The 12,122-nt window shown below is 67.7% G+C and carries 11 protein-coding genes; 3 read left to right on the forward strand and 8 right to left on the reverse strand.

What is annotated here, in order from left to right; all coding sequences use genetic code 11:
- Positions 1–193: 193 nt before the first annotated feature.
- The 3 genes from JF542_RS18180 to JF542_RS18190 are packed head-to-tail and all read left to right on the forward strand — an operon-like array spanning position 194 to position 3,929.
- Positions 194–1,165, forward strand: coding sequence for an ABC transporter substrate-binding protein (locus JF542_RS18180; protein WP_207076880.1), 972 nt, complete (start codon positions 194–196; stop codon positions 1,163–1,165).
- Positions 1,162–2,868 carry an ABC transporter permease gene (locus JF542_RS18185; RefSeq protein WP_207076881.1) on the forward strand — a complete coding sequence of 569 codons (1,707 nt, stop codon included), beginning with the start codon at positions 1,162–1,164 and terminating at the stop codon, positions 2,866–2,868. Before JF542_RS18180 ends, JF542_RS18185 begins: the two co-directional genes overlap by 4 nt.
- Positions 2,856–3,929 (forward strand): ABC transporter ATP-binding protein, encoded by a 1,074-nt coding sequence (locus JF542_RS18190; protein ID WP_207076882.1) that lies wholly within the window; start codon positions 2,856–2,858, stop codon positions 3,927–3,929. Before JF542_RS18185 ends, JF542_RS18190 begins: the two co-directional genes overlap by 13 nt.
- Positions 3,930–3,940: 11 nt before the next feature.
- On the opposite strand, the gene JF542_RS18195 is transcribed toward JF542_RS18190, so the two are convergent.
- The 8 genes from JF542_RS18195 to JF542_RS18230 form a co-directional block, all read right to left on the reverse strand.
- Entirely contained in the window at positions 3,941–4,735 is a 795-nt protein-coding gene (locus JF542_RS18195; RefSeq protein ID WP_207076883.1) for a PfkB family carbohydrate kinase, read from the reverse strand.
- 54 nt (positions 4,736–4,789) lie between these two features.
- Complete coding sequence (locus JF542_RS18200; RefSeq protein ID WP_207076884.1) at positions 4,790–5,803, reverse strand: SIS domain-containing protein; 1,014 nt, start codon at positions 5,801–5,803, stop codon at positions 4,790–4,792.
- Positions 5,804–5,909: 106 nt separating this feature from the next.
- Positions 5,910–7,409 (reverse strand): argininosuccinate lyase, encoded by a 1,500-nt coding sequence (argH, locus tag JF542_RS18205; RefSeq protein WP_207076885.1) that lies wholly within the window; start codon positions 7,407–7,409, stop codon positions 5,910–5,912.
- Complete coding sequence (locus JF542_RS18210; protein WP_207076886.1) at positions 7,394–8,773, reverse strand: MmgE/PrpD family protein; 1,380 nt, start codon at positions 8,771–8,773, stop codon at positions 7,394–7,396. Before JF542_RS18210 ends, argH begins: the two co-directional genes overlap by 16 nt.
- Positions 8,770–9,501 carry an amino acid ABC transporter permease gene (locus JF542_RS18215; protein WP_007798920.1) on the reverse strand — a complete coding sequence of 244 codons (732 nt, stop codon included), beginning with the start codon at positions 9,499–9,501 and terminating at the stop codon, positions 8,770–8,772. Before JF542_RS18215 ends, JF542_RS18210 begins: the two co-directional genes overlap by 4 nt.
- A 3-nt stretch (positions 9,502–9,504) precedes the next feature.
- Positions 9,505–10,167, reverse strand: a complete 663-nt coding sequence (locus tag JF542_RS18220; protein WP_007798917.1) for an amino acid ABC transporter permease — start codon at positions 10,165–10,167, stop codon at positions 9,505–9,507.
- A gap of 81 nt (positions 10,168–10,248) precedes the next feature.
- On the reverse strand, positions 10,249–11,079 hold the full coding sequence (locus JF542_RS18225; RefSeq protein ID WP_007798916.1) for a transporter substrate-binding domain-containing protein: 831 nt from the start codon (positions 11,077–11,079) through the stop codon (positions 10,249–10,251).
- A 100-nt stretch (positions 11,080–11,179) separates the two neighbouring features.
- On the reverse strand, positions 11,180–11,932 hold the full coding sequence (locus JF542_RS18230) for an amino acid ABC transporter ATP-binding protein (protein WP_207076887.1): 753 nt from the start codon (positions 11,930–11,932) through the stop codon (positions 11,180–11,182).
- Between the last annotated feature and the right edge of the window lie 190 nt (positions 11,933–12,122).

Genomic DNA, 12,122 nt, shown 5'->3' on the forward strand with positions numbered 1-12,122 from the left:
TCCGACACCATGCAACAGGCTGCCCCGGCCATCGGGCAGCCCTGACAGGCTTTGCCAATACGTCACGTTCGTCATTATTTTCAATATCTTGAAGCACGTCATTCAGCTGTCATCGAAGCCCCCTAGACGGTCCGCAACCGAAGGCATCTCCCCGACCGGCCTTCGGACAAGAGCAACCCAACCGGAGTTTCCGATGACCCGTTCCCTCATTGCTGCGGCCTGCGCGCTGGCCCTGCCGACCCTTGCCTCCGCCGAGACCCTGACGCTCTACACCTCGCAGCCGAACCAGGACGCGCAGCAGACCGTCGATGCCTTCATGGAAGCCAACCCTGACATCACCGTCGACTGGGTCCGCGACGGCACCACCAAGCTGATGGCCCGCCTGACCTCCGAGATCGAGGCGGGTGCCCCCTCTCCCGACGTGCTGCTGATCGCCGACACCGTGACGCTCGAGGGCATGGCGCAGCAGGGCCTGCTCGCGGCCTACGACTCGCCCGAGGCCGAGGCCTATGACGCCGCGCTCTACAGCGCCGACGGCCACTACTACTCGACCAAGCTGATCACCACCGGCATCGCCTACAACACCGGCGCCGAGACCGTGCCGACCTCGTGGGCCGATCTTGCCAAGCCTGAGATGGCCAACCTCGTGGCCATGCCCTCGCCGCTCTATTCCGGCGCCGCGCTGATCCACCTCGCAACGCTGACCGAGACCGACGGTCTGGGCTGGGACTACTACCAGGCGCTGGCCGACAACAACGCCCGCGCCGAAGGCGGCAATGGCGGCACCTTCAAGGCCGTGGCCTCCGGCGAGAAGCCCTATGGCGTGTTGGTCGACTTCCTCGCGCTGCGCGCCAAGGCCGACGGCTCGCCGGTCGAGTTCGTGTTCCCCGAGGAGGGCGTCTCCTACGTGACCGAGCCGGTCGCCATCCTCGAGGCCAGCGACAAAAAGGTCGCGGCGCAGAAATTCGTCGACTTCGTGCTCAGCGAAGCCGGTCAGGAACTGGTGGTCGACATGGGCTACATCCCGGCCCGCAACGGCATTGCCAGCCCCGAGGGCTTTCCCTCGCGTGACGAGATCACGCTAATGGACTTCGACCCCGCCAAGGCGCTTGACGACGCCGAGGCCAACAAGGCCCGCTTCGCCGAGATCTTCGGCGTGCAATGATCGCCACGCGTTTGCGAAAAGGTGGCAGCCGGTCCCTGGACCGGCTGTTGCCGTTGATCCTCCTGCCGGTCGCGCTGATCGCGCTCGGCCCGGTGCTGCGGCTGCTGCTCGAGGGCGTGGGCCTTGGCGACGGGCTGACATCCGAGCACCTGACGACGGTGCTGACCCGCGAGGGCACGCGCACGGCACTGCTGCACTCGCTGGTGACCGCCGGCGGCGGCACGCTGGTCTCGATCCTGATCGGCGCGAGCTTCGCCTTTCTCGTGGCGCTGACCGACATCCGCGGCAAGGGCGCGCTGGTGTTCTGCCTGATGGTGCCGATGATGATCCCGCCGCAGATCACCGCGCTGGCGTGGATGCAGGTCACCGGCCCCTCCTCGGTGCTGCTCAAGATGCTGGGCCTCGCGCCGCCGCTCGGCAGCCCGCAGCCGCTGCATTCCCCGCAAGGCATCGTTCTGCTGCTGGGCATCCAGCACGCCTCGCTGGTGTTTCTCACCCTGCGCGCCGGGCTGCGCATGATCCCCGCCGATCTCGTCGAGGCCGCCCGCATGTGCGGCGGCGGCACGCTCCGGGTCTGGGCGCAGGTGGTGCTGCCCCTGTCGATGCCGGCGCTGATCGCCGGGGCGGCGATGGCCTTTGTCACCGCGCTCGGCAATTTCGGCATTCCCGCGATGCTGGGCATTCCGGCCCGGTATTCCACCTTGCCGACGCTGATCTACCAGCGTCTCGTTGGGCTTGGCCCCAGCGTGCTGCCCGAGGTGGCGGTACTGTCGCTGCTGATCGGGCTGGTTGCAATCGCCGGCGTGCTGGCCGGACGGGCCGTCCTGTCGCGCGGTGGCTTCGGCCTCGTTGGCCTCTCGGGCACGCCGCTGGCATTCTCGCTCGGGCGCGCCCGGCTGCCGGTGGAGATTGCGCTCTGGGCCTTCATCGCGATGATCCTCGTGCTGCCGCTGCTGGCGCTTCTGACGACCTCCCTGATCCCGGCCTACGGCGTGCCGCTCAGCTTCGAGACCGCCACACTCAAGGCCTGGCACGAGGCGCTCTTCGTGCAGCCGGTCACCCGCCGGGCCTATGCCAACTCGCTGTTCCTCGCGGTCGCGGCGGCGCTGATCCTGATGGCCATCTGCCTGCCTCTGGCCTGGCTGATGGAACGCCGCCCCTCGCGGATCACCCGCCTGCTCGACGGGCTGATCGACCTGCCCTATGCGCTGCCCGGCGTGGTGCTGTCGATCGCCTGCATCCTCACCTTCACGCGCCTGCCCTTCACTGAGCTCACGCTCTACGGCACCATCTGGATCATCCTGATGGCCTATCTTGCGCGGTTCTTCGTGGTCATGCTGCGGCCGATCCAGTCGAGCCTCGCGCAGCTCGACCCGGCGATGGAGGAGGCCGCGGCCAGCGTCGGCGCCCGGCTGGGGCGGCGGCTGCGCGCCATCGTGCTGCCCCTCGCCGCGCCCTCAGCGGCGGCTGGCGCGATCCTCGTCTTCCTCACCGCGGTCAACGAGCTTACGGTGTCGGCGCTGCTCTGGTCCTCGGGCACCGAGACGCTGGGGGTGGTGATCTTCAACCTTGAGGACAGCGGCGAGACCGTCATGGCCTCGGCGCTGGCGATGTCGATCACCTGCCTGATCGTAGCCCTGATGGCAGCGGTGCAGCTTGGCGCCCGGCATTTTCCGAAAGGTACCATCCCATGGCAGAGCTGAGTTTCTCCGGCCTCACCAAGCGCTTCGACGGCACGGCCGCGCTCGACCGCGTCAGCGCCGATATCGGCTCGGGCGAATTCGTGGCGCTGCTCGGCCCCTCGGGCTGCGGCAAGACCACGCTCCTGCGCCTCACTGCCGGGTTCGAGGCACCGAGCGAGGGCAGCGTCACGCTTGGCGGAGAGGTCATGGCCGACGCCACCCGCTTCGTCGCCCCGGAGGCGCGCGAGATCGGCATCGTCTTTCAGTCCTACGCCCTCTGGCCGCACAAGAGCGTGGCGCGCAACGTCTCGTTTCCGCTCGAGGTGCGCCGCGTTCCGCAGCCCGAGCGCGACGCCCGCGTTGCCGAGGCGCTGGCGCTGACCGGGCTGAGCGCGTTCGCCCATCGCATGCCGGCGCAGCTTTCGGGCGGGCAGCGGCAGCGCGTGGCGCTGGCGCGCTGTCTGGTGTTCGAGCCGCGCGCCATGCTGCTCGACGAGCCGCTGGCCAATCTCGACCTGGCGCTGCGGGCCTCGATGCAGGAGGTGTTTCGCATGTTCCACCAGCGCACCCGCGCCACGATGCTCTACGTCACCCACGATCAGGGCGAGGCGCTGGCACTGGCCGACCGGGTGGCGGTGATGGAGCGTGGCCGCATCCGGCAGTTCGCTGCGCCCGAAGTGCTCTACCGCGAGCCGGCGGATTGCTTCGTGGCGGGCTTCGTGGGCGACGGCGCGGTGGTCTCGGCACGGGCCTGCGAACCGGCCCCGGACGCGCTGCGGATCGAGGTGCTGGGCTGTCGCGTGCCGACCCGCACCAACACGCGTCGCCCGACCCATGCCAGCATCCGCCCCGAGAACATCCGCCTGTCGCACGACGCCCCTCTGCGCGGCCGGATCACCGGCTGCACCTATCTCGGCGGCCGCTTCCGCCTGACGCTCGAGGCCGCCGGAGAGACGCTCACCGCCTTCGCCACGCAACGCGCCCGCCTCGGCGAGACCGTTGGCCTGAGCCTGCACGACCTGTGGAGCTTTCACGACCCGGAAGGCGAGGTGCTGATGGCACGCGCGATGGCGGAGGCCTGAGGGCCGCCCCGCTAGAGCGCGCGCCCGTCCTGCGGGAAGCCCCCGAGCGTCATGCAGGTTACCGCGGCGCGCTCGGTCCCGGCGTCGAGCGCGGCCGCCACGTCTCCCGTTTCCTTCCAGCACGCGATGAAGCCAGCGATGAAGCTGTCTCCCGCGCCCGTGGTATCGACCGGGCGGATCGGCTTGCCGGCCACGGACCAGCTGCTCTGGCCGTCCGAGGCGATGGCGCCGTCGGCGCCCCGGGTCACGATCACCAGCCGGTGGCCGATTGCCAGCAGGCGATCGCGCTCGCTGAGCGCCGCCGCCAGATCCTCACCGACAGAGCCGAAGGCCACATCGACCGGCAATGGCAACGGGTTCACGGCACCATCGACCGAGATCGTCGCCCCGCCCCCCGCAAGACAGGCCACCAGCGTTTCGCTGCCATGCAGCAGCCCCAGATGCAGATGCTGCATCGTCCCGAGCGTCTCCACGGCCTCGTCGGAGGGGAAATAGGCTCCGCTCGCGCCGAACTCCTCGAACAGGAACCGGCGGTCGCCTTCCGGCGTGTGCGCGATGTCGGTGTAGGCGGTCGGCTCGGGCCGGATCTCGAGATGGTCGACATCGACCCCCCTCGCCTTCAGCTCGGCGCGGGTCCAGCGCCCGTCCGCGTCGTCTCCAACCGCGCCGAAATAGGCCGAGCCATGACCTGCGAGCGCGAAGTTCACGGCGACGTTGAGCCCGTTGCCCCCGACACGGGCGATCTTGCGGGTCAGGAAGCGATCGATGCAATTGTCACCGGCGGCAGCAAGTCGAAGTCTGGTCACGAAGGTCTCCGGCAGGAAAAGGGGCCCGGCATCGCACCGGGCCCCGTCAGAACATCAGTAGGCGACGCGCTTGTAATAGCGGCGGGTCACCAGCGGGTGGTCGCGCATCACCTCGAGATGGGCGCTCAGCCGCTCGAGCAGCGTCGCCATCATGGCAGGCGAGAGCAGCGCGCGCATCTCGTCCGACAGCGAGCGCGGCGCGAATTCTGCGACGTCGAGCACGGTGAAGCGGTCGGTGTATTGCGGCGCGAACTGCGCCACGCGCTCTGCCAGAGCGTCATAGGCATCCTCGCCGCGGAAGAGAATGAGGCTCACGCCCGTCTCGATCAGCTCCAGCGGGCCGTGGAAGAAGTCCGATGCGTGCACCGGGCGGGTGCGGATCCACTGCATTTCCTCGAGGATGCAGGTCGCATAGTAGAGCGCCTCGGGCCACATGTTCCCGGCACCGGTGAACATGTGATAGTCGGCACCCGCGATGATGCTCGCATACTCCTCGGCCTTCGGCTCGAAGGCGCGCTTGGCGTCGAGCAGCGCCTGCGGCACGGTCTGCATCTCGGCCACCAGCGCGTCGTAATTGTCGATCTCTCCGCGGGCCTTCATCACCGAAAGCGCGATGAGCAGCGACTGGATGTAGAAGGACTCCGACGACGTGTCGTCCTCGGCAAAGTTCACCAGCGCCGGGTTGCCCCCAAGGCCGAGCGGCGTCTGGGCGTGCCCCACCAGCGTGATCAGCGTGCAGCCGATCTCCTTGACCTTCTCGAGCATCGCGACGCTCTCCTTGGTCGTGCCCGAGAGCGACGGCATCACCACGATGGACTTGTCGGTGAGGTTGGCGGTGCCGGTCAGCACCACCTCGGCGGGGTAGTCCTTGAACACCTGAAACCCCGAGCGGCGGTGCAGCAGTTGCACGGCGGGCTCCATCAGGTAGGCAACACCGCCGGTGCCGAGGAAGTAGAGATTGGTCGCCCCGGCCGAGATCGCTTCGGCAATCACCGCATCGATGCGCGGCGCCAGCGCCACGGCGCCGCCTTGGATCTCGAGAAAGCGGGCTTCGTCAAAATTGAGCATGATCAGTCCTTTGCAGTTCGCCCGTCCACGGGCATAGCTCTAGCGTTCACCGCCCGATCATCGGGACGGCGGGGTTTGCCCTGCGGGGCGTGAGGGTGGCGCGGGCTCAGCCGAGGAAGGCCGAGATCCGCTCCGAAAGCTGGTACGCGCTGTCGCGCAGGTGGGTCTGGCGGGCATCGAGCGCCGCAGCGTCAGCCGCGAGTTTCGCGGTCATGCCGTCGAGCATGTCCCGCATCGGAGCGGGCGCAGGCCCGCCGGTGACAACGCGGCTTGCCACCGCCGAGGCCGGATCGGTCCAGCCACGGAGCGTGTCTTCGGCGATCTCGAAGCTGCGGCCGATCTCGGCCTCGGCGGCGGCGTTGAGGGTCGCCACGTCAAGCCCCGAGGCATCGGCGCCGCGCGCGATTACCATCTGCACGGCGCGCCCGACCACGTGATGCGCCTCGCGGAACGAGATGCCGTGCTCGCGCACCAGCCCGTCGGCCACGTCGGTCGCGGTCGAGAAGTTGGCCGAGCAGCGGGCCAGCAGCATGTCGGTGTCGGGCTCGGCGGTCTCGAACACCAGGCGCAGCAGCGGCAGAGCGTCGGCAAAGCGCTGGAACACCGGCCACGCATCGCTCAGGCCCTCGCGGACACTGTCGAGCCCGATGGAATAGTTCGAGCCTTTCACCGCCGAGAGCCCGCCGGCAAGCGCGCCGATGCTGCGACCGGCCTCGGCCCGGAAGAACTCGAGCGGCAGCATGTTCTTCTTCTGCGGCATGATCGACGAGGTGCCGGCGACGCCATCGGGAAAGCGCAGGGTGCCGAACTCCCAGGTGGTGAAGGTGTAGAGATCCTGCGCGACCCGCGACAGCAGCACCTGGCAACTGGTCACCGCCCAGAGAAGCTCGGTGACGAAATCGCGCGATGCCACGGCGTCGAGGCCCGGCGTCGCGATATTGCCAAAGCCCAGAAGCGAGGCGGTCATGTCGCGGTCGATGGGGAACGAGGTGCCTGCGAAGGCGGCGGAGCCCAGCGCGCAATCGTCGGCCCTCGGATAGACGGCCGCGACGCGATCGTATTCGCGCTCCATCCCGCGCGCCACGTTGGCGAGGTAGTAGCCGAAGGTGATCGGCTGCGCGGGCTGCAGGTGGGTGTAGCCCGGCATCACCGTGTCCGCGTGGCGCCCGGCCGCCTCGAGGCAGGCCTGACGCGCCACGTTGAGCTGCGCCAGCAGGTGCAGGCACCACTCGCGGGTGGTCATGCGATCAATGGTGGAGCCGATGTCGTTGCGACTGCGACCGATGTGCAGCCAGCCCGCGGCGGGTTTGCCGATCACCTGCCCGAGACGGTTTTCGAAGGCAAAATAGCTGTCCTCGAACTGCGGATCGAGGTCGATGGCCTCCGGACCCTCGGCACGGAGTTGCGCGATGCCCCTGAGGATCGCCTCGGCGGTGTCGCGGGCGATCAGGCCGCGCTCGGCCAGCATCAGCGCGTGGGCCTCGTTGAGCGCGCACATGCGCTCGAGCGCCGCGGCATCGAAGCCGCGCATCGGCGGGGCATAGATCGTCTGCGCCACTTCCGGCGCGGCCGCCTCGGCCAGACGGGAACTTACGGAATTCTGCATTCTTCCTTGCCTTGAAATTGGGGGAGGTCAGCGAGGGCGGCGCGCAAGTCGGCGATCCCTCCGGGTTGCGTGGCGCGGCGCAGGAGCGGCAACAGCCCGGTTGCGGCCTCCGCCCCTGCATGGCGCGCGAGGCAGTCGTGCCACTTGGCCTCGAGCGCCTCGGATCGGGCGGGCAGTGCGCGGCTGCCGGGGGCGGCGTCGACGGTCAGGCCATCGGTGCCCCCGTCCGGCCACATGATCTCCACATGAGCGCCGGTGGCGATGCCGCTGGGTCCGAACGGCAGATCATCAGCCTCTACGACCTCGATCCGGTCGAGCAGCGCCCGCACCTGCGGGTCGGCGGGCAAGGCATTGTCGAAGGCCGCCGCCTCGAAGGCCCCGAGCGTGACCGTGCCGGTGGCAGCGGCCACGGCGAGGCAATAGCCCAGCGAGAACCGCCCTTCGTCGCCGGTGCGCGCCCGGTGCGGGATCAGGATCGCCAGCGCACGCGGGTCGAGGCCGGCGCGGATCCGGGCCGGGATCGCGCCCGGGCGGGCGGCACGAAGCGTCAGCACCGCGTGGATCGCGGCGTGGGTCGCGGTGCAGCTGGGGTAGAGCTTGGTGACGAAGCCCTGCGGCGGGAATTCCGGCGCCTGCTCCTCCGGCAGCCGCCCTGGCCGACCGAAGAGCGCCACGGCGAGACCGTCCAGACTTTCGGCGCTGCCCTGCCAACCTCGCGCGGCGAGCATGGCACAGCGCAGCCCCGAGGCCGCGCCCTGCCCCACCTGCAGCGGCTTGCCCATGCCCCCGAAGGCACCGCGCGTGCCCGAGGCCAGCGCCGCTGCCAGCCGCAGCGCCTCGACGCTTTGCGCCTCGGACAGCGCCAGCATCCGGGACGCGGCCGCCGCCGCTCCGAACACGCCCAGCACCGAGCTCGGATGCCAGCCCGCGCCGTGCAGCGCCGGGTTCCATGCCGCGCCAAGCATCAGCATGGCCTTGCAACCGGTGACATAGGCCTCTGACAGCAGCGCGCCGTCATCGCCCGCAAGCGCAAGGGCCGCTGCGAGGCAGGGCACCGAAAGATGCGCCATGGCGCGCTCGGTCTCGTCGTCGTCGTAATCCAGGAGGTGGGCGCAGAGCCCGAACCAGAGCGCCACATCCACCGCCGCCAAGCCGCGCGCGCAGCCAGGCGCCCGCACCCGGCCACCGGCCAGCGTCGCCAGCAGTGCAGAGGCGCGCGGGTCAGCCGCCCCCGCCAGCGCGACCGCGAGCGTGTCGCAGATCGTCGCCGCCGAAGCGAGCCGCTCGGTCTCGGTCACGGGCGCCGCGACAAGCTGGGCGAGGCCGGTGTCGAGCGAGGGCGATATGAGGGCCGCAGAGGTCATGCGCTGGTCTGCACCGTGGCTTCGATCTCGTGCGCCCTGGCATCGATCTTGCGGCTGGCGTCGGTCCGGTACGGGCGCTGGTAATAGGCCTCGAGACGGGCGCCGACAAAGGAGATCAGGCTGCAGAGAACGAAGTAGACGACGAGGATCGAACCGTAGACCAGGTAGGCAGGGCTGCCGCCGCGCATGATGGTGGTCTGCTCGATGAGGATCTGCCCGGCCCGCAGCAGCTCGGTCGCGCCGACCACCGCACCGAGGGACGTTGCCTGCACCACGGCGGTCATCAGGCTGATATAGGGCGGCAGGATCACCGGCATGGCCTGCGGCAGGACGATCAGGAACAGAGTCTTCACCGGACCGAAGTTGAAGGCCGCGGCGGTCTCGCGCTGGCCCTGGCCAACCGAGTGCAGCCCGGCGCGCAGGATCTGCGCCCCGTTCGCCCCGCCCCAGATCGAGATGGCGACACAGACCGACCAGAACGGCCCGAAGCCCAGCCCGATCAGCGGCAGCATGAAGTAGACCATCAGCACGTTGACCATCAGCGGGATGTCCCGCAGCACCTCGACCAGTGCATAGCCGAGCCGGCTGACGAGACGAAGCTTCGACTGCAACATTGCGACAAGCAGGATGGCGACGGCGGTGGTCCCGAGCGCCACGACCAGAGACATCAGCAGGGTCTGGACGAAGCCGGAAAAGAGGAAGACGCGATATTCGTAGAGCAGCGACATGGTTCAGCGCCCCGCATAGGGCCGGTCGAGCCGGCGTTCGAGACGATGGCCAAGGGTCGAGACCACGAGGACGACGGCGAGGTAGATCACGCAGATCGACAGGAACATCTCGATCGAGCGGAACTCGTAGGCGATCCGGTCGACCGCGACGAAGGTCAGCTCGACAAGGCCGATCGCCTGCAGGTAGGCCGAGTTCTTGATCGTCGACACGATGGTGTTCAGCGTCGAGGGCAACGCCGAGCGCGCCGCGATGGGCAGCACCACGAAGAGCCCGTGATGCCAGCGCCGCAGGCCGAGCGAGGCCGAGGCGTTGCGGATGTCCTTACTGACCGAAGACAGCCCCGCACGGAAGCTCTCGATATGGAAGACGCTGGCCCAGAGCGACAGTGCCACCACGCCCGACCAGAAGATCGACAGCCGCAGCCCGAGGCTGGGAAGACCGTAGAAGACGAAGAAGACCTGAACCAGGTAGGGCGTGCCGCGAATGAACTCGACATAGCCCGCCACCAGCCAACTCAGCGGCTTGATCGGAGAGACACGCAGCGCGCAACCGATCACCCCGCCGATCAGTGAGAACAGTATGGCGAGGAAACTGACGATCAGCGTCATGCCCAGACCCCGCATAAGGTCCGGCACCGCTGCCCAGATATAGGCCCAGTCGATCATGGTGGAATTGGTCCGCTCTTGCGTCTTGGAAGTAGGAGGGACGCGAGGGGGCGGTCTGCCTCCCTCGCGCGATGCAACAGCTTACATCTGCGGCGGCTCTTCGGTGAAACCGCGCGTCATGACGTCTGCGACCGCGGGCTCTTCGACAAACTCGGTGATCACCGTCTCGTAGAAGTTCTCGGCACGAAGCTGGTCCAGCGCCGCGTTGACGAAGGCCATGAGTTCCGGCTCGTCCTTGCGCAGCCCGATGCCGTTCACGCCGAGATCGAGCCCCTCTTCGACCACGCGCAGCTGGTCGTAGTTGCCCGCCAGAGTGTAGATCAGGCCGCCGTCACCCACATAGCCCGCGGCGCGGCCCTGCAGCAGCGCCTGGATGCCGTCGGCGGTGGTGTTGAGCTGCATCATCTCGATGTCGGGGATATTCTCCTCGAGCCACCGGATCTGCGAGCCGCCCTTGACGATCAGCAGGGTCTCGCCGGCAAGATCCGAAAGCTCCTGCACCGGGCTGTCGACCGGCACGAGCACGTTCGAGGTGCCCCAGAAGTAGATGTTCGAGAAGTCGATGACTTCCTCGCGCGCCGGGAAACGGCCCAGCGTGGCGAGGATCAGGTCGATCTTGCCCGAATTGAGCGAGGGGATGCGCGATTCCGAGGTCACGCAGGAGAGCTCGGCGCCCTCTTCCGAGCCGAAGGCGTATTCGCCGATCTTCTTGGCCATCTCGACTTCGATGCCGATCGGGGTGCCGTCGATACCCGAGGCGCCGAAGGGCGGGCTGTCGCATTTCACGCCGATGCGAAGAACCCCCTGCTCCTCGATCGAGGCAGGCAGCGGCGGAAAGTCCTGGGCGGCAACCGGGGCCGCAGCGAGCCCCGCGACCAGCAGCGCGAGGGCAGAGGTAAAGGTCGTTTTCATGAGTATTTCCCTGTTGTTATGGACGTAATCTGTGGAAGTGGGCGGACGCGCCGCCGCGATCCCGGCCTTCTTTTTGGGCCGGTGACAATCCGGTGAGAAATCAGTGCAGGATCTGGCTGAGGAAGCGCCGCGTGCGCTCTTCTTTCGGCGCGTCGAAGAACTCCTGCGGCGGAGCGCTTTCGACCACGGCCCCCTGATCCATGAAGATGACGCGGTCGGCGACCTGCCGGGCGAAGCCCATCTCGTGGGTCACGCAGACCATCGTCATGCCTTCCGAGGCCAGTTCTGCCATGGTGTCGAGCACCTCGCGCACCAGCTCCGGGTCGAGCGCCGATGTGGGCTCGTCAAACAACATGATGTCAGGAGACATGCACAGCGAACGCGCGATGGCCACGCGCTGCTGCTGGCCACCCGAAAGCTGGCTGGGATACTTGTTGGCCTGGTCCGGAATGCGCACCCGGCCCAGGTAGTGCATCGCGCGCTCCTCGGCTTCGGCCCGTGACCGGCCGCGCACCCAGCGCTGCGCCAACGTACAATTGTCGAGAATGGTCAGGTGCGGGTAAAGATTGAAGTTCTGGAACACCATGCCGACGCGCTCGCGCACCTGACCGATGTTGGCCTTGTTGTCGTTGACCTCGATTCCGTCGACGAGGATGGCGCCGGATTGGTGCTCCTCGAGGCGGTTGATGCAGCGGATCATCGTCGACTTCCCCGACCCCGAGGGACCACAGACCACGACCTTCTCACCTTTCGCGACACCCAGATCGATGTCGCGAAGGACATGCATCCGGCCGAACCACTTATTCACCTTCCGGAAGCTGATCCCGTCCCGCTCCGCATCCATCACCGGCATCCCTGACCTTTCCGAACGATCGCACCACTCTTTCGCTGGCAGATCTTGCAACTTGTTTGACAAGATACCAGCATAAAGCTCCGAGCACTGTCAATCGGCTTTTGAATTTCTTGAATGAATTTCGATTACACCCATGTAAACAAGGATAATACTTGCGCAAATCCCCGAGTGGTGACCTTATGTTGTCAAA

Source organism: Salipiger bermudensis, from assembly GCF_017309175.1.
Taxonomy (GTDB): domain Bacteria; phylum Pseudomonadota; class Alphaproteobacteria; order Rhodobacterales; family Rhodobacteraceae; genus Salipiger; species Salipiger bermudensis.

Bases quoted from the DNA above. Each gene is read 5' to 3' on its own strand.
- JF542_RS18180 (WP_207076880.1), top strand. From the start codon at position 194: ATGACCCGTTCCCTCATTGCTGCGGCCTGCGCGCTGGCCCTGCCGACC.
- JF542_RS18185 (WP_207076881.1), top strand. From the start codon at position 1,162: ATGATCGCCACGCGTTTGCGAAAAGGTGGCAGCCGGTCCCTGGACCGG.
- JF542_RS18190 (WP_207076882.1), top strand. From the start codon at position 2,856: ATGGCAGAGCTGAGTTTCTCCGGCCTCACCAAGCGCTTCGACGGCACG.
- JF542_RS18200 (WP_207076884.1), bottom strand. From the start codon at position 5,803: ATGCTCAATTTTGACGAAGCCCGCTTTCTCGAGATCCAAGGCGGCGCC.
- argH (WP_207076885.1), bottom strand. From the start codon at position 7,409: ATGCAGAATTCCGTAAGTTCCCGTCTGGCCGAGGCGGCCGCGCCGGAA.
- JF542_RS18210 (WP_207076886.1), bottom strand. From the start codon at position 8,773: ATGACCTCTGCGGCCCTCATATCGCCCTCGCTCGACACCGGCCTCGCC.
- JF542_RS18215 (WP_007798920.1), bottom strand. From the start codon at position 9,501: ATGTCGCTGCTCTACGAATATCGCGTCTTCCTCTTTTCCGGCTTCGTC.
- JF542_RS18220 (WP_007798917.1), bottom strand. From the start codon at position 10,167: ATGATCGACTGGGCCTATATCTGGGCAGCGGTGCCGGACCTTATGCGG.
- JF542_RS18225 (WP_007798916.1), bottom strand. From the start codon at position 11,079: ATGAAAACGACCTTTACCTCTGCCCTCGCGCTGCTGGTCGCGGGGCTC.
- JF542_RS18230 (WP_207076887.1), bottom strand. From the start codon at position 11,932: ATGCCGGTGATGGATGCGGAGCGGGACGGGATCAGCTTCCGGAAGGTG.